Origin of the sequence: Paenibacillus sp. FSL P4-0127, from assembly GCF_038007325.1 — a bacterium.
GTDB classification, from domain to species: Bacteria; Bacillota; Bacilli; order Paenibacillales; family Paenibacillaceae; genus Fontibacillus; species Fontibacillus macerans.
In genome coordinates this window covers 497,215-514,226 of the sequence record NZ_JBBOWY010000001.1, presented here as the reverse complement: position 1 = coordinate 514,226, position 17,012 = coordinate 497,215, and the positions used below count along the sequence as shown (strand labels likewise).

Below are 17,012 nucleotides of genomic sequence, written 5' to 3'. Positions count from 1 at the left end.
TTTTTGGGTCGGTAAGAACCAGTCCAGCTATGGATGTACTTACAGGATTATACAAACAATAGGAGGCTACAAATTAATGTTTGAGGAAGTGTGGCATTATAAACCTCGACGACAAAGAAATAGTGTAGTTGATTGATCAAAATTATAACCGGAGTGTTAAAAATGACTGAGTATTTCAGAGATTTCACCTTTTATTCTCTTCATCATTTTGAAAATGCACAAAACATTGGATGGATAAATGAAGCAGATGATTATAGCAAAGGGAATGTATCAAGTGAGTTTATTGAAAACTTGTGGTTGTATGTAAAAAATTCTTTTAACGAAATAAGAAAAGTTCCCATAAAATCAAACTCAACTGCCTTCACTGCATTAGGATCATCTGAAATTCGAGTAATCACTGAAGAAGGTAAACAGAAATTCGCAGCCCCCAGCATGATACTTCATTATGTAATTGATCATAACTATTGCCCTCCAGAAGAATTTATGAGTGCCGTAATTAATGGACCGAAGCCAGGATCGAACGAGTATGAAGCATATGAGAAACGTTACAATATTGATTGTTTATGGGGGGAACCAGACGATATAGTAGTTATCTCTGAAAAACTAAGGAACGGCGTCTTAAATAATGATAGAAAATTAATTTATGATCATTCTGCTTTTTATAACATAATTACAAAGGACGGATCTTTATTAAATGTTGCAATTAAATCAAGAAATGTAGAGTTGGTAACAGAATTAATTTTATTAGGGGCCGATTTGAATAAATTCAGTGGAATTGAATTGAATAATGCAGTTGCTGAATCTGAAAATGAAATTGTTAGACTGTTGTTATCACATAATATTATGATTGATGTGAGCACTCCCAAATTAAATCCGCTTTTTACTGCTATTCGCAAAGGTAATTATGAAGCATCTAAGATGTTGTTGGAATATGGAATAGATGCTAATGTAAAATATACAAATGAATTCATGAAAAATATGGATGCAATTTCTTTGGCAAAACGCTGCAAGCAAGATCGTATTATTGAATTGCTTGAGGGATATATTGATCCATAAGCGTTAAGTAGAAGCTCCATTTAAAGCTTGACAAACATGTTTGATAAATTTTCAAAAGTTCTTTCCCACTTGAACCATGAGTAGGAAAGAGCTTTTTTTGCATGCCCAAAATCAAAGGAGGACGAAACGAATGGCAAAAGAAGTACAGGCAGTATCTAGGAAATGTTATAAACTGAAAAATGGTTCTATTATTACGGAATGAAATAATTGAAGAGAGAGGGGATATATATATGGAACATGGATCTTTAAAGCAATACGAATTTGAGTTTCCGAATGACTATACTCATGAGCTAGTAATGAATATAGGCGACATAATGCAGATTCCCGTTGATTTAACTAAAGACAATATGATGAAACATATACAAGATTATGAATCTGATACAGAGATTATTCGCTTAATAAAGGATCCTAAGGACCCACACAGTTTTATTTTAATTAAATTTAATAAAAAGGACTGGTATTGCGCAATTGTGATAAGATGTCAAGAAAGTATACATCAAAGAGTAAAGCAGGTTTTGATTGACTTGAATGAACAGATTGTAGAAGAGTATGGTGACTCACCATATGAAAAAATTGAAAATGTTATCTCTAATAAAAACACTCTATTAAGTAAATTTCTTGAAAGGTATCCTTTACCTATTTAATTAAAAGAGAACGATACTCAGATATACCGTTAGGGTCGGTGGTATTTACTTTTCATAGTCAAGACTAATATCGATACTTAATTTAGAATTGGTACCTGTAAATAAATAATGAGGAGGCGACCGTATGTTAAGAACACTGGGAATAACCTAAGAGTGACTCAGAAGTCTATATTTTGTGAATCATAACAACGACTAAGCCCCCCTTCTTCCCGATGCGGAGAGGGGGCTTTTTTTTCGTGCATAGGAACACAATCGACGAAAGAGCGGGGACAATCCCATAGTCATCCCCACCATGTTCCTGTACAATGGAATGAAAATAAACAGGACCGGCGGAAGGGGTGTAATGGGGCGTGTTCATCCGCTTGAAACCGCTTAAATCTTGGAGTCTTCGCGCTAAAATTTTGCTGATCTTTCTGCTGCTCATTTCGATTCCGCTTAGTCTGCAGGGCGTGGCGACCTATGTGGATTTTTCCAGCTCTATTGAACGGAGAACCTCTGATTATACCGCGCAATTGGTTGACCAGATCAACCGGAATTTGGACCGGACGCTGATGGAGATGCAGAGATTAACGTTGATGCCTGTATACGATTCGGGGGTATTGTCCATCTTGCGCAAGTATGGGGGAGAGGACAGCCTGCATCAGCAGCCCACGGTGGAGGAGCGCTCTAAAATGCAGCTCTATATCGCCAGCATGACCTTCGACAGGCCGGAAATCGACAGCATCCAGATTTTTGCGGGAAGCGGTTACACTTTCTCGAGCCTGGCGCCAAGTGCGATCGCTGCGTACACGGACGTGGAGGGGCAGCCCTGGTACTCCAGGGTGGAGGAAGCGAGGGGGGCTTGGGTGTTGCTTCCGCCGCATCGGCCCTCTTACTATCTGGACGGCAATCAGAGTTATTTTTCCGTGGCCCGCCTGATCCGTGAGCCCAATACAAACCGGACGCTTGGGTTAGTCAAAATCGATTTGAAGCAAACGCTGTTCAAGCAGCTTGTCGATAATGCCAGGATGGAGGAAAACGGCGGGATCGTGGTGCAAAACAGCCGGGAAGAACTGTTCTACACGGCGCCTGCGGAGAAAGACACGGATACGGCCAAGCTGCTGCCGGATCGCATCCGCGAGCTTTCCGGACGTTCGGATACGGCCAGTCAGCTCCTGCATATGGAGGGGAACGAGTATTTGGTCGTCTCCAACTATTCAAAATATTCCGATATCAATATTGTCAGCTATATTCCGGTGGCGTCCCTGCTTGTGGAGACCAAGGAACTTCGCAATTTTACGCTTTTGGCTGGTATCATTTGCCTCGTTTTGGCCGGGGCCTTCGCCACTTATTTCTCTTATCGTCTAACCCAACCGCTCGGTATGCTGGTCAGGAAAATGCGGCTTGTGGAGCGCGGCGATTTCAAACAGAGCGTGCCGGCGGTGACCGAGGATGAAATCGGCCGGCTCGGCTCCGGCTTTAATCGCATGGTGGAAGAAATCGACCGGCTTGTCCATGAAGTATACGTACTCGGCATGAGGGAAAGGGAGGCGGAGTTGGCTGCCTTGCAAAGCCAGATCCATCCCCATTTTATTTATAATACGCTGGAGTCGATCAGCATGCTTGCCCGGCAGCATGGTAATGAGGACGTCTCGGAAATGACCACGGCTTTGGGCAGGCTGATCCGCAGCGCGGTTGAGCAGGATCAAAGCCTCATCCGGCTTGGCGAGGAGCTTGAGACGGCCGAATCCTATATTCACATCCAAAAAATGCGTCACGGTTCCAGGCTGCGGGCCATGTTTGATATCGAAGAAGGGCTGGACGATTTCCTGGTCCCAAAACTGCTGCTCCAACCGCTGATTGAAAATGCGATCATGCACGGGATCGGAGACCGTGAGCAAGGGGGAACGGTATATGTAACCGCCGCACGCTTTGAGGATGAGGTGCTGCTGACCATCGGAGATGACGGGCGGGGCATGTCGGAGGAGGAGTTGGCAGCTCTGCGGGGTTTATTGGAGGAGGCTGGAGCTGCTGCTGCAAAAATGCCGGCGACGCCGTTACACGGTCATGGAGTGGCGCTTAAAAATATCAAGCAGCGCTTGCTGCTGATTTACGGCAGCGACTGCGATTTCGAAATCGATGGAAGCTTGGGGCAAGGCACGGCTTTTACCATAACACTGCCGTTCGTGACACAAAAGGAGCAGGAGGTCGGCATCGGATGATCAAGCTTATGCTGGTGGAGGACGAGGATATTATCCGTAAAGGAATTCGCGATTTGATCGGCCGCGCGGCCCCCGATTTTGAGGTCGTATGCGAAGCCGCTCACGGGAAGGAGGCACTTGCTTACCTGGAACGCAATGTAGTGGATGCAATCATTACGGATATCCGGATGCGGGAAATGGACGGGCTGCAGATGGTGGAAAAGCTGCGGGCCGCGGGTCATAGGATGCCGATCGTCATTGTCAGCGGCTACGGAGATTTTGTTTATGCGAAAAAGGCGCTGCAATTCGGGATCGCCGATTATCTGTTGAAGCCCATAGACCGTAAGGATTTTGCGGCTGTTTTGGACAAGATTCGGCTAACCTTGAATCCTTCAAATGGAGATGCGGGTGGAGCCGGGCCCGAAAGCGAGCCGGGCGGAGGGCCGTCAAGCAGCGAGGGGCGCAGGATTATCCGCAAGCTGAAGACTTATATCGCCGAACATCCCGACGGCGATTTGCGCCTGCAGACGTTAGCGGGTATGGTGCACCTTAATCCCTCTTATCTTAGCCAGCTTTTTAAGCAAGAGGAAGGCGGGAATTTGTCCGATTATATCGCCGAAACGCGCATCCGGCGCGCCTGCAAACTGCTGGAGACAACGAAACTTAAGGTTTACGACATTGCCCGTTTATCGGGATATCAGAGCCCGAAGCATTTTATGCTAGTGTTTAAACAGCATACCGGAATGACGCCCGGAACCTATCGGGAACAGAAAGGAATGTAAGACTACATAACATTATACGTTATGTAGTCCTTTTTTTTATGGGCAAAAACCAGAAAAACCTAAAAAAATCGTACCTTTTCTGAAGGTTTGGTGATTTTTTATAGGTTCACATGTCAATATAATTAACCTTAGAACTTGAATATGAATATGAACCATGCAGAGGGGGAAGCGGTATATGAAAAAATGGTTGACCGGATTGTTGACATTGACACTTGGGGTGGCGCTGATCGGCTGCGCCGGACAAGAACAGCCGAATAACACGGCTGAAGAGCCCGGAAATGCCGGCGGCGAGAAGGTGCTGCTCAAATTTGCGACTTGGGGAAATCCGGCGCAGCTTGAGCTGTACAAAGGGCTGACCGACACTTTTACGCAGCAGCATCCGAATATTGAGGTGCAAATCGACACGATCCCGTTTGCGGACTACCAGCAAAAAATGTCCGTGCTGGCGGCAGGCCGGGAGCTGCCCGACATTGCCTGGGTATCGGAGCGGATGGTGCCGCAATTTATGGCTAACGACATTCTGGCCGATGTCTCGGATATCGTTCAGGATGAGGCTTTTGACAGCGCTGACATTATCCCTTCGACGCTTGAACTGTTCCGTCAGGACGGCAAGCTGTACGGGTTGCCGTTTTCCACTCCGCCCAGCGTGGTGTTCTATAACGAAGATTTGTTTAAGCAAGCGGGCTTAAGTACGCCAAACGAGCTTGCGGAAAAAGGAGAATGGACGTGGGAAAAGTTCGAAGAAGCCGCAAAAGCGATCAAGACGAGCGCTGCTTCGCCGAACGTTTACGGGGCTAACTTTTTCCGCGACTGGAAGACATGGATTATCCTCGCTTCGTATTCCTGGTCAAACGGAAGCGGGCCGTTTAATCCGGAGATGACGGAATACACCTGGAACGACCAATACGGGGTTGAAACCCTGGAGATGCTGAAGCGCATGATGTTCACGGACGGTTCGCATCCGAAGGCGGGAGAGCAGGTTAATTTCGAGTCCGGGCAAATCGGCATGATTTTCGACAACTACAGCTTTGTGTCCAAGGCCAGAGAGATTCAAAATTTCAAATGGAGCATCGCGCCGATGCCGGCGGGCTCCAAAGGCAGCGTTCCGATGATGGGTCAGGCCGGCTACGTGCTGTTTAAAGACGGAAAACATCCGGAAGAAGCCAAGGAGCTGCTGAAATTCCTGGCCGGCAAAGAGGGCGTGCAGAAAACTTCGGCTTTCTTCGTGCCGCCGCGCCAATCGGTGCTGAACTCGGAGGAGTTCCTGAACGTGGAGGGCAATCCGGACGCCGGGCACATCAAGCAGGCGGTTATCGACGAGATGCCTAAAGCGGTCGTGCAGCCGGGGCATATCCGCTGGCAAAACATCGACACGGAGATTCTGACGGGCTTTGACGCGCTGTTTGCCGGGCGGAGCGAACCGCAGCAAATTCAGGATGAGGTAAAAAGCAAGGTGGATGCCCTGCTGAGCAAATAGAGGCAGTTTTTGAGCATAGGGGGAACGGGCATGAATCGTTTGGATCAAGCATTAAACGGAAAGCCGGGGCTGCAGCTGTTCGTCAGCCTCCCGGCCAACGACATCAAGCTTGCGGAGGCAGCGTTGGCCGCAGGGGCCGACGGTCTGAAGGTGCATATCAACGTGGGGCACCGGGCCAGCGGCAATCGCTTCGGCGCGTTGGAGAGCTACGCCGGCATCTTCAAGGAAATCCGCTCCCGCTTTGACGGGCCTTTCGGGATCGTCCCCGGAGGGGCGGTGGAAGAGGTAAACCCGGAGGAAATCGCCCGACTGCCGGAGCTTGGTATTGATTTTTACTCAATCTACGCCTTTCACCACCCTTCTTTTCTGCTGCGGGTTCCGGGGTTGGCAAAAACGTTTGCGATCGACAGCGGGTTCGACCGGGGTATTGTGGAAGGGGGAAGGGCTTTCGGGGTGAGCGCGCTTGAGGCTTCCATCGTTCCCGGCAATGAATACGGAACCAGGCTGACCCTTGCCGATCTGCTCCATTACCGCTGGCTCGCGGCACACGGCGGATTGCCGGTCATTGTGCCGACCCAGCGTAAAATCGCCCCGGAGGATATTCCGGCTTTGGCCGATAGCGGCGTCAAGGTGCTGCTGGTTGGGGCGGTGGTTACGGGCAATGAAGCGGAAGGAATTCGCCGGGAAGTTGCCGCTTTGCGAAATGCGATCGATCGTCTGTAGAGGGCGCTCATCCTGCGGCTGCTATGCACGAGGCTCCGAAAGACAGGAGGAAAAGCGACATGACGACACTTGAAACGATAAAACCGGCAAGGCCCGGCCGTCCGTTCGGAAGGAAGGAGAGGAAGGCCGGTTCCTTAAACCGGGGGGACAATTTGGCGGGCTGGCTGTTTGTGCTGCCGATGGTGCTGGGGTTCGTCCTGCTGCTGTTTGTCCCGTTAATTATGGCGCTTTATATGAGCTTTACCGATTGGCCGTTGTTGGGCGAGGCTAACTTCATCGGGTTCGAGAACTACCGCGCTGTCGCGGGGGACGCGGAATTTTGGCGGGTGCTGGGCAATACGCTTTACTTTGCCGCCGGGCTTGTTCCGCTGAACATTATTTTGGCCTTGCTGCTTGCGCTTCCGCTATCGAAAAATATTCGCGGGGCGGGCTTTTTCCGGACCTTGATCTTTATTCCGGTTATGACTTCGCTGGTGGTCTGGTCGATTGTCTGGAAATATATGTTTGCCACGGATTCCGGGTTCATTAACCAACTGCTGAGTATGATCGGCATTACCGGACCGGCCTGGCTGTACGATACCCGGCTTGCCATGCCCGTGGTCATTGTGACCAGTCTGCTGAAAAATGTCGGTCTGAACATGGTGCTGTTCATTGCCGCGCTGCAGCAGGTTCCGGCCCAGCTCTACGAGGCCGCCAGGATCGATGGGGCCGGGAGAATGCGGATTTTTTTCCGGATTACCGTGCCGATGATTACGCCGACGATTTTTTTGACCATGATGATGACGATTATCGGTTCGCTGAAGGTGTTCGGACAAATCTATGTGATGACGCAAGGAGGACCGTCCGGCAGCACCAAGGTGCTGGTCTATACGATTTGGGAAAGAGCCTTTAAGCTGTTCGAATTCGGATATGCTTCGGCGCTGGCTTATGTGCTGTTTGTCATCACCCTGCTGCTTACGCTGGTACAATGGCAGATGAGAAAAAGGTGGGTTCTGAATGAAAGCTAGTCTATTCGCCAAAAAAAATAGCGCGGCAGGCGGGAATCTGCTCCATTATGTGCTGCTGCTCGCCGTGTCGGTGGTGATGATGACCCCGTTCGTCTGGATGATCTCCACTTCGCTCAAGCAGCCGGCCGACGTGTTTGTATTTCCGCCGCGGCTGATTCCTTCGCCGGTACGCTGGGCAAATTATGCCGATGTGCTGGAGACGATCCCGTTCCATCTGTTTTACGGCAACAGCGTGTATATCGCCCTTCTGGTCACGGCGGGAACCGTGCTTTTCTCCTCCATGGCCGGATATTCTTTCGCCCGGATTCCTTTCTGGGGGAGAAGCCTGGTGTTTCTGCTGCTGCTCAGCACGATGATGATTCCGAACGAGGTCATCGCCATTCCGATGTTTCTGTTTATGCGGGAGCTGGGATGGATCAATACGCATTTGCCGTTGATTATTTTGCCTGTGTTTGGCGCGGGCGGCGTGTTTGGGGTGTTTGTGATGCGCCAGTTTTTTCTAGGGATTCCGAAGGAGCTGGAGGAGGCGGCGATGATTGACGGCTGCTCGCGGCTGCGGATTTATTCTACGATCATGCTGCCCTTGGCGAAACCCGCGATCGCCACACTGGTCATTTTCACGTTTTTGACGAGCTGGAACGATTTTTTTGATCCGCTGATCTTTATCAACGACCGCAAGCTGATGACCTTGCCGCTGGCGTTATCGCTGTTTACCGACGAGTCGGGGACGTCGTGGCATCTGCTGATGAGCGCTTCGGTCATGGCGACCTTGCCGCTGCTGATCGTGTTCTTTTTCGCGCAGAAGCAGTTTATCGAAGGAGTGTCGATGACGGGGCTGAAGGAATAGCTCGGGGAGGCCGGTTCAGTATACTAAAAACGACTACAGGGAGGCAGAAAGAAATGGATAGCAGGACTCGGATGATGGAAGCGGACGTAGTGGTTACCGGAGCGGGACCGGCGGGGATTGCCGCCGCCATCGCTGCCGGCAGGCAGGGGGCCAGCGTCATCCTGATCGAACGGTACGGGTTCGTCGGCGGGATGTCTACGGCCGCCGGGGTTTATCCTTGGATGACCTTCCACACGCAGCGCGGGGAACGGGTCATCGGCGGCATCGCCCAGGAGATCGTGGAACGCCTGATGGAGCGCGGCGGCTCGCCCGGCCATCTGCGCGATACCGTTGGCTTCGTGCACACGTTGACGCCGTACCATCCAGAGATATATAAGGTGCTGGCCGTTGATATGCTGCGCGAAGCGGGGGTGAAGCTCGTCTCGCATAGTTTTGTCGACGAGGTGGAGCGTGAGGGCGAACATATCCGGTCCGTGACCCTTACCGGAAAATCGGGGCGGATCAAGGTGAGCGGTGCGATGTTCGTCGACGCGTCCGGAGACGCGGACGTCGCTTATCTGGCGGGGGCGCCGACGCTTCAGGGGCGCGAGGGCGACGGGCTGTCGCAGCCGATGACGATGAAGTTCCGAATGCGGGGGGTTGACGTGGAGGCGATTCGGAAGGCGATGCTGGCCGATCCCGAAAATTTTTACCACAAGACACCGTTTGCCGAACTGGAGATGGGAAGTATTCCGCTCACGGGGGTTTCCGGTTTTTATAAGGAATGGAAGGCCGCCGGGGTGCCGATAAATCGCGATCAAGTCCTGTTTTTTATCGGACCGGAGAAGGACGAGGTGCTGATCAACTGCACGCGGGTTCAAGGCTTAAGCGCAACCGATGTCGAGGAACTTACTTTGGCGGAGGAGGAAGGGCGCAAGCAGGTGCTGATGATGGCGGAATTTTTGCAAGCACGCGTGCTGGGGTTCGCCGAGGCCTCCATTTCCTCGGTCGCGCCTCAGATCGGAATCCGAGAGTCGCGCCGGATCGACGGTCTATATCGGTTAACGATGGAGGACGTGGTGGCGGGACGGCATTTTGAAGACGGCATTGCCAAGAGCGGCTATCCGGTCGACCTGCACGATCCGTCAGGCAAAGGGGTTATGGCGGCCACCATCGAAAATGACGGCTCCTACAGCATTCCTTACCGCTGCCTGGTGGCCCGAGGGCCGGTGAATCTGCTCGCAGCGGGACGCTGCATTTCCACCACACACGAAGCGCTGGCGACCACCCGCTTGACGCCCAGCTGCATGGCTACGGGAGAAGCGGCGGGCACGGCGGCGGCTCTGGCCTGCAAAGCGGGGATCGCCGCGGCGGAAGTGGATACATCGCAGCTCCGGGAGATGCTGCAGGCCCAAGGGGCAATTGTGTAAAGGGGACGGGGGCTGGCGCCCCCCTTCTTATACCATAGGCGGCTTCGCGGGAGGCTGGATGCAAAAATCAGGCTGCCCGAGGCCCCGCTGGGACCCCTTCACCAGAAAATAGCGGCGCTTTATGGTCCTATTTTTCGGGTTGGAGCCTGATCATCGCCATTAGCGGCATTTTTTGTCCTTATTTTTCAATGGATAGTGCGAAAAGCGGCTATTTCCCGACGATTCGCAAAAATAACAGCATTAATGTCCTCTATTTCGCTCGAAGTGGGAATTTCGCCGAGATAGCGCCATTTTTTGCTCTTATATTTTTCGCTGAGTATTTCGACAAGCTAAATCAATACGCGAATGAGCTTCCTATTTTCCCCTCTGTGTAAAATCCCTAGAAAAGTGTTGTAACCCGCGCCAAAACAAGGTATAGTGAATATGCAAAAAATGAATCGCTGAACCTGCTAAAGCCATACCAGGATATGGCTTTTTTTTCTTAAGATAAATGCAAGTGTATGCTTCGAAGTTGCCGCGTCTTTTTATCATAAGAAAAACGCCGCTAAACGCGGTTTTACTTCCTGTGGGAGCGCGCCGTGGGGCGTTTTCCCATGACAGAACTACTAAAGGAGTTGATGCATCGATGATTGAACTGGCTGCGGTGGAAAAACACTTTGCGGGTCAGGTTGTCGTGCATCCGCTATCGCTCACCATAAAGGAAGGGGAATTCCTGACCTTGCTGGGCCCGAGCGGCTGCGGCAAGACGACGATTTTGCGCATGATAGCGGGTTTTGAACAGCCGACGTCGGGGAAAATCCTGCTGGATGGGACCGATCTGACGAATCTGCCTCCCAACCGCCGGGATTTGAACCTTGTGTTCCAGCATTATGCTTTGTTCCCGCATATGACGGTTGAGGAGAATATCGCGTTTGGTCTGAAAATGAAAAAAATGCCGGCAAAACAGCAGAAGGAACGCATTCAAGAGGCGGTGGAGATGACCCAGTTGACCGCACTCGTCAAGCGTTACCCGCACCAGCTGTCCGGCGGGCAGCAGCAGCGCGTGGCAATCGCCCGGGCGATCGCCAACAAGCCGCGCGTGTTGCTGCTGGACGAGCCGCTCGGAGCGCTGGATCTGCAGTTGCGCAAAAGCCTGCAGGCCGAGCTGAAGCAGCTGCAGCGCAGCTTGGGCATCACGTTCGTATATGTAACGCACGACCAGGAGGAAGCGATGATGATGTCCGACCGGATCGTCATCATGAACAGCGGCCGGGTGGAGCAAATCGGTACGCCGCGCGAAATTTACGCTTCCCCGGCGACGCTGTTTTCGGCCACTTTTGTTGGCGAGAACAATATTTTTTCGCTGGACGGACGGCTGTTTGCGGTGCGGCCGGAGAAACTCCGGACCGTCTGCGGCAGCGGCATGGCCAGCGCCAAAAGAACCGGCGAAGTGCAGGATGTACTTTATTTGGGGAGCGTTCATAAATTGATCGTCCAGCTGGATAACGAGCCGATGACCGTTTCAATCGTGCTGGACGCGGCGGATGACCATCCGTATCAAGTCGGCGAGCAAATCGGGGTGGATTGGAAGCCGGAGGACGAGGTGATCATCGGGTCATGAAAAAATCGAGCCTGAGCCTGCTCCCGGTTCTACTGTGGCTGAGTTTGTTTCTGGTGGTTCCGATGCTGATCGTCGTAGGCATTTCCTTCATGGGCCGCGACAGTTTGGGCAATGTGGTGCTGGACTTCAAATTCGACGCCTACGCCATGTTTTTCGATCCGCTTTATTTGGGGATTTATTGGGATACGATCGTTTTGTCCGTCCTGACGACCGTCTTCTGCCTGCTGCTCAGTTACCCGTTGGCTTATTATATTGCGAACGCCGGTCCGCGCATGCAAACCTGGGGACTGGTGCTGATTACGGTGCCTTTTTGGATCAATTTCCTGATCCGCACTTACGCCTGGGTGCTGCTGCTTCGTACCCAAGGGGTTGTCAATGAACTGCTGCTGGACTTCGGTTTGATCGCCGAACCGCTGCAGATGCTATATACGCGGGGCGCGGTGCTGCTCGGCATGGTATACACGTTTATTCCGTTTATGGTGTTGCCGATCTACGTTGCCCTGGAGCAGATGGATAAGAAGCTGCTTGAGGCCGCCAGTGATTTGGGCGCTTCGCGTTGGCGGGCGTTTTGGCATATTACGCTGCCGCAGACGAAATCGGGGATTATGACCGGATCGGTGCTGGTTTATGTGTCGACGACCGGCATGTTCGTCGTCACGGACATCCTGGGCGGCGCGAAGTCGGCGATGATCAGCAACATCATTCAAAGTCAGTTCCTCGGGGCGCGCAACTGGCCGTTCGGCTCGGCGCTGTCGGTGATCTTCGTCATCACCTCGCTGATTCTGATCGGACTGTTTAACCGGGCGATGACCTCAAGGTACCAGACCGTGCGGGAGGTGCGCTCATGAAGACGAAAAGCCATCCGCTGCTGGGCATCCATTCCCTGATCATGATGATTTTCATTTATGTGCCGATCGCGTTTATCGTCGCCTATTCGTTCAACAGCTCGAGGCTGGCCGCGGATTGGAGCGGGTTTACGTTCGATTGGTACGTGTCCTTGTTCGACAACCGGCATGTGATGGAGGCGCTTAGCAACAGTTTGACCGTAGCGGTCGTTTCCACGATCGTTTCTACGCTGCTGGGCACTTTGGCCGCGCTGGCCATGCGCAAGGTCGGCAGAAGGACCAAGGCCGGTATGGGCGGGCTGCTGTATATGCCGATTATCGTCCCGGATATTATTATGGGTTTGTCCTTGCTGGTGCTGTTTACTCAGCTTCATATGCCGCTGGGCAAAATAACGATTATGATCGCACACATCACGTTCAGCTTGTCATATGTTTATGTGGTCGTCTCGACCCGGCTGTCCGGTATGAGCAGCCAACTGGAAGAAGCCGCCCAGGATTTGGGCGCCGGGACCTGGCAGACGTTTCGTCACGTGACCCTGCCGCAAATTTTGCCCGGCATTGTCTCCGGGGCGTTGATCGCTTTTACGCTGTCGCTGGACGACTTTATGGTTAGCTTTTTTGTCAGCGGACCAAATTCGACAACGTTGCCGATTTATATCTACGGCCAGGTGAAACGGGGTATTTCCCCGGAAATTAACGCGCTTTGTACGATTTTGATCCTGGTCACGGTAACGCTGATCTTCTTGGCTCAATTTGTGCTGAACCGCGGCAAGGGGCAAAAGAAACAGTCGGTGTTGCCGTTTTAGGAAGCGCTGGACGTGCTGGCTGATGCACTGGACAAAGGGGCTGGCTGGTGCGGACACATCCTGCCCCGGCGAACTTTGGAGGCGAGGGCAAAACACCTCAATTGGAGCGTAATAACGTCTGCGTCTGCGGAGACCGTTAGGGCCAATACTATTAGGCCAGATCTAATCTGACAAGATACATTTTCTAGCTAACACCAATATTCTAACGGTTGCCACAAGCGCTATTTGTTCCAAAAACGTTGATTTCAAATTGTAACGGTTGCCATAGCGTTTATTTCACTTAATTCCGGCTATTTTTGCTTGGATTCAGGCAAATAGCTGCGCTCACAACCGTTAGAGTTTAGAAAAGGTCTTTTTTCGGAAAATAGCCGCTGCTACAACCGTTAGATCCGTTCCGGGAAGCTCTTTCGGGAATCTTGGGCAAAAGTGAATGCAACGCAACAATATCATGATGAAAGAAGAGGAAAGGAGACTGAGAATTGAAAAAAATGAAATGGGCCGGCTTGCTGCTGGCGGTAACGATGATGGTGGGGCTGCTGGCCGGTTGCGGCGGCGGCTCGTCTAAGGAGACGCTGAACATTTACAGCTGGGCGGACAACTTCGATGAGGAAGTGCTGGCGCAATTCGAGAAGGAATACAACGTGAAAATCAATTACGACGTGTTCGCCAACAACGAGGACCTGCTGGCCAAGATCAAAGCCGGCGGGGGCGGTTACGACTTGATACAGCCTTCCGACTACATGGTGGCCACGATGATCAAGCAGGACCTGCTGGCTCCGCTGGACATGGCCAATATTCCGAATTTCGCAAACGTAGCTGACGCTTATAAAAATCCATCATACGACCCCGGGAATAAATACTCGATCGTGTATACTTCCGGCGTAACGGGGATCGCTTACAATAAGAAGTATGTGAAAGAGGAAATCAACAGTTGGGAAGACCTGTGGAAACCCGAATACGCGGGCAAGGTGATCCTGCTGGACGACAACCGCGAAGTCATCGGCATGGCGCTGAAAAAGCTCGGTTACTCCAACAGCTCGACCAATGAAACGGAAATCACCGCGGCTGTCGACGAGTTGAAAAAGCTGCTGCCGAGCGTGCTGGCCTTCGACACCGACAATATCAAGCAAAAGATGATTCAGGAAGAAGGCTGGATTGCGACGGTGTGGTCCGGGGACGCTTCCTATATCGCCAAGGATAATCCGGATGTCGCTTACGTGGTGCCGAAGGAAGGCGGTACGATCTGGTCGGACAACTACGCGATTCCGAAGGATTCCAAGCACAAGGAGCTGGCCGAGAAATTCATCAATTTCATGCTCGATCCGCAAGTCAGCGCGAAAAACTACGAAGCGATCGGCTACAGCGACCCGAACACGAAAGCGGCGGAATTCCATAGCCAGGAATATATGAACGACAAAATGATCAATTTGACCAGCGATGAGCTGTCCCGCACCGAGTGGCTCGGCGATGTGGGTGACAAGCTGCAGGTTTACGACCGCTACTGGACGGAATTGAAGAGCGGCCGCGAGTAACGGTTAACATAGGAACACGTAGGACAGTGTCATGGATTTCCCGAGGCGGGGGACAGGGCACTGTTCTTTTTTTGCGGCGGCAAGCTTAAGCAGGACTTTCACCCGGCCAGGTGATAATGGGGGTATCCTAGCAAAGGGGCGGCTAAATCAAATGAAACCGAACAACATGAGAGTTATGGGCACGCTCTTGACGATTGCAAGTTTGTGCATGAACGGCATGGCTGCCGGAGTTCCGGCACCGCCTACAACTGCGGTTAAGGGGCAGACCATGCGTCCCGCGTCTAAGGCGTCCGGCAAAGCGCACATCACGAATCACACACCCAGTTGCTGCCGCCGGGCGCGAATCCACTTGAATAATCATAATCGAGTTTTGTTCTTGCGTTTCGGGATAAAACGGTTACAATTAAATCAACTAGTAATGTTAACGTTAACATGCATTTGATATTATGGAATCTATCAGGCTGAAAAACGAAGGGAGCACGGAGAAATGGCCAAAACGTTTCTGGGGAAAAATTTTTTGCTGAACAGCGATACGGCGAAGGAGTTGTATCATCAATATGCCAAGGAGCTGCCGATCATCGACTATCACTGCCATCTGAGCCCGCAGGAGATTTACGAGAACAAGAAATTCCGCAACATTACCGAGGCCTGGCTGGGCGGCGACCATTACAAGTGGCGGGTGATGCGCGCCTGCGGCGTTGACGAGGAACTGATCACCGGCGGGGCGGGCGACTACGACAAGTTCCTGGCATGGGCGAAAGTGGTGCCGCAGTTGCTCGGAAATCCGCTGTACCATTGGACGCATCTGGAGCTGCAGCGGTTTTTCGGCATCGACGAGCTGCTGAACGAACGGACGGCGCCGGCGATTTGGGAGCGGGTCAATGCCCTGCTGCAGGGCGAAGGGTTTGGCGCGCGGGATCTGATCAAGAAATCGAAGGTCACCGTCGTATGCACCACCGACGACCCGGCGGATTCGCTGGAATATCATTTCAAAATCAAAGAGCTGGAGGATTTCGACACGAAGGTGCTGCCAAGCTTCCGGCCGGATAAATTTTTGGAGATCAACCGCGATACGTTCAAACCTTGGCTAAGCAAGCTGGAGGCGGCGGGCAAAGCGGTGGACAGTTATGGCGCGCTGCTGGAGGCTCTGCGGGAGCGGATTGAATTTTTCCATCAAGCTGGGGGCCGGGTGTCCGACCATGCGCTGGATACGATGGAATACCAGGAGACGACGCTGCGGGAAGTGGAGGCGATTTTCGACAAGGCGCTCAAGAAAGGCAGCGTCACCCCGGCGGAGGAGCGGAAGTACAAGTCCTACACGATGCGTTTCCTAGGTAGGGAGTACGCCGAGCGTGGCTGGGCGATGCAACTGCACATCCATGCGCTGCGCAACACGAACAGCGCGATGCTCAAACGCCTCGGACCGGACACCGGCTACGACGCGATCAATGACGGTCCCGTCGCCGCCGCGCTGGCCGGCTTGCTGAACGCACTGGAACGTGACGGGGCGCTGCCGAAGACGATTTTGTACTCGCTGAACCCAAACGATTATCCGGCGCTCGCCAGCATTACGGGCTGCTTCCAAGGCGGCGGCGTCCCGGGTAAAATCCAGTTCGGCACCGCCTGGTGGTTCAACGACAACAAGGACGGGATGATCGAGCAAATGAAGACGCTCGCCAATCTCGGCGTGCTGGGGCAGTTCATCGGCATGCTGACCGATTCGCGCAGCTTCCTGTCCTATACGCGGCATGAGTACTTCCGCCGTTTGCTCTGCGATGTACTCGGCGATTGGGTGGAGCGGGGCGAAGCGCCGAAGGATTTCGAGCTGCTCAGCACCATGGTGACCGATATTTGTCACGATAACGCCAAACGGTATTTTGCGTTTCCGGAGTAGAAAATGAAAGGACGGCCGGATGGGCTGTCTACGGTGAATATTTAGGGGAAGGCTGACGGCAGTGCAGCCTTCCCCTTTGTTTTGCTGCGGCACCTAGGCAGGAATGAGGCGGATTTCGTGATACTGCCGGATGGATGATTCAACCAGTATCGATAAAAGGAAGTGGCTATTCAGGCAGTTTTATTTTTGTAAAATAATAAAAGGGAAAAT

The 17,012-nt window shown here is 52.2% G+C and carries 14 protein-coding genes; all 14 read left to right on the top strand.

Features of this window, described 5'->3' with window-relative positions; all coding sequences use genetic code 11:
- Nucleotides 1–162: 162 nt before the first annotated feature.
- The 14 genes from NYE74_RS02110 (at nt 163) to uxaC (ending at nt 16,802) form a co-directional block, all read left to right on the top strand.
- On the top strand, nt 163–1,056 hold the full coding sequence (locus NYE74_RS02110) for an ankyrin repeat domain-containing protein (RefSeq protein WP_278739813.1): 894 nt from the start codon (nt 163–165) through the stop codon (nt 1,054–1,056).
- 230 nt (nt 1,057–1,286) lie between these two features.
- On the top strand, nt 1,287–1,700 hold the full coding sequence (locus NYE74_RS02105; protein WP_124333549.1) for a hypothetical protein: 414 nt from the start codon (nt 1,287–1,289) through the stop codon (nt 1,698–1,700).
- Between the two features lie 350 nt (nt 1,701–2,050).
- Nucleotides 2,051–3,901, top strand: coding sequence for a cache domain-containing sensor histidine kinase (locus NYE74_RS02100; RefSeq protein WP_278739814.1), 1,851 nt, complete (start codon nt 2,051–2,053; stop codon nt 3,899–3,901).
- Entirely contained in the window at nt 3,898–4,662 is a 765-nt protein-coding gene (locus NYE74_RS02095; protein ID WP_036627111.1) for a response regulator transcription factor, read from the top strand. The genes NYE74_RS02100 and NYE74_RS02095 overlap by 4 nt, the downstream gene beginning before the upstream one ends.
- Nucleotides 4,663–4,837: 175 nt before the next feature.
- Nucleotides 4,838–6,139 (top strand): ABC transporter substrate-binding protein, encoded by a 1,302-nt coding sequence (locus tag NYE74_RS02090; protein WP_124333551.1) that lies wholly within the window; start codon nt 4,838–4,840, stop codon nt 6,137–6,139.
- A gap of 30 nt (nt 6,140–6,169) precedes the next feature.
- The gene (locus NYE74_RS02085) at nt 6,170–6,862 is read left to right on the top strand and encodes a hypothetical protein (RefSeq protein WP_036627106.1); all 693 of its coding nucleotides are present in this window, start codon (nt 6,170–6,172) and stop codon (nt 6,860–6,862) included.
- A gap of 59 nt (nt 6,863–6,921) precedes the next feature.
- A complete protein-coding gene (locus tag NYE74_RS02080) occupies nt 6,922–7,869 on the top strand; it encodes a carbohydrate ABC transporter permease (RefSeq protein ID WP_124333552.1) in 948 nt (315 codons plus the stop codon).
- Nucleotides 7,859–8,716 carry a carbohydrate ABC transporter permease gene (locus NYE74_RS02075; RefSeq protein ID WP_278739815.1) on the top strand — a complete coding sequence of 286 codons (858 nt, stop codon included), beginning with the start codon at nt 7,859–7,861 and terminating at the stop codon, nt 8,714–8,716. Before NYE74_RS02080 ends, NYE74_RS02075 begins: the two co-directional genes overlap by 11 nt.
- Nucleotides 8,717–8,769: 53 nt before the next feature.
- Nucleotides 8,770–10,125, top strand: a complete 1,356-nt coding sequence (locus NYE74_RS02070) for an FAD-dependent oxidoreductase (RefSeq protein ID WP_124333554.1) — start codon at nt 8,770–8,772, stop codon at nt 10,123–10,125.
- Nucleotides 10,126–10,750: 625 nt separating this feature from the next.
- Nucleotides 10,751–11,725 carry an ABC transporter ATP-binding protein gene (locus NYE74_RS02065; protein ID WP_278739816.1) on the top strand — a complete coding sequence of 325 codons (975 nt, stop codon included), beginning with the start codon at nt 10,751–10,753 and terminating at the stop codon, nt 11,723–11,725.
- Nucleotides 11,722–12,573, top strand: a complete 852-nt coding sequence (locus tag NYE74_RS02060; protein WP_036627098.1) for an ABC transporter permease — start codon at nt 11,722–11,724, stop codon at nt 12,571–12,573. The genes NYE74_RS02065 and NYE74_RS02060 overlap by 4 nt, the downstream gene beginning before the upstream one ends.
- Nucleotides 12,570–13,376, top strand: coding sequence for an ABC transporter permease (locus NYE74_RS02055; RefSeq protein ID WP_036627096.1), 807 nt, complete (start codon nt 12,570–12,572; stop codon nt 13,374–13,376). The genes NYE74_RS02060 and NYE74_RS02055 overlap by 4 nt, the downstream gene beginning before the upstream one ends.
- Before the next feature lie 479 nt (nt 13,377–13,855).
- Complete coding sequence (locus tag NYE74_RS02050) at nt 13,856–14,908, top strand: ABC transporter substrate-binding protein (protein ID WP_373281421.1); 1,053 nt, start codon at nt 13,856–13,858, stop codon at nt 14,906–14,908.
- A gap of 487 nt (nt 14,909–15,395) precedes the next feature.
- A complete protein-coding gene (uxaC, locus tag NYE74_RS02045) occupies nt 15,396–16,802 on the top strand; it encodes a glucuronate isomerase (protein ID WP_124333555.1) in 1,407 nt (468 codons plus the stop codon).
- Nucleotides 16,803–17,012 lie beyond the last annotated feature (210 nt).

Coding starts and splice junctions, on each gene's coding strand:
- NYE74_RS02110 (WP_278739813.1), top strand. CDS start 163: ATGACTGAGTATTTCAGAGATTTCACCTTTTATTCTCTTCATCATTTT.
- NYE74_RS02105 (WP_124333549.1), top strand. CDS start 1,287: ATGGAACATGGATCTTTAAAGCAATACGAATTTGAGTTTCCGAATGAC.
- NYE74_RS02095 (WP_036627111.1), top strand. CDS start 3,898: ATGATCAAGCTTATGCTGGTGGAGGACGAGGATATTATCCGTAAAGGA.
- NYE74_RS02090 (WP_124333551.1), top strand. CDS start 4,838: ATGAAAAAATGGTTGACCGGATTGTTGACATTGACACTTGGGGTGGCG.
- NYE74_RS02085 (WP_036627106.1), top strand. CDS start 6,170: ATGAATCGTTTGGATCAAGCATTAAACGGAAAGCCGGGGCTGCAGCTG.
- NYE74_RS02080 (WP_124333552.1), top strand. CDS start 6,922: ATGACGACACTTGAAACGATAAAACCGGCAAGGCCCGGCCGTCCGTTC.
- NYE74_RS02075 (WP_278739815.1), top strand. CDS start 7,859: ATGAAAGCTAGTCTATTCGCCAAAAAAAATAGCGCGGCAGGCGGGAAT.
- NYE74_RS02070 (WP_124333554.1), top strand. CDS start 8,770: ATGGATAGCAGGACTCGGATGATGGAAGCGGACGTAGTGGTTACCGGA.
- NYE74_RS02065 (WP_278739816.1), top strand. CDS start 10,751: ATGATTGAACTGGCTGCGGTGGAAAAACACTTTGCGGGTCAGGTTGTC.
- NYE74_RS02060 (WP_036627098.1), top strand. CDS start 11,722: ATGAAAAAATCGAGCCTGAGCCTGCTCCCGGTTCTACTGTGGCTGAGT.
- NYE74_RS02055 (WP_036627096.1), top strand. CDS start 12,570: ATGAAGACGAAAAGCCATCCGCTGCTGGGCATCCATTCCCTGATCATG.
- uxaC (WP_124333555.1), top strand. CDS start 15,396: ATGGCCAAAACGTTTCTGGGGAAAAATTTTTTGCTGAACAGCGATACG.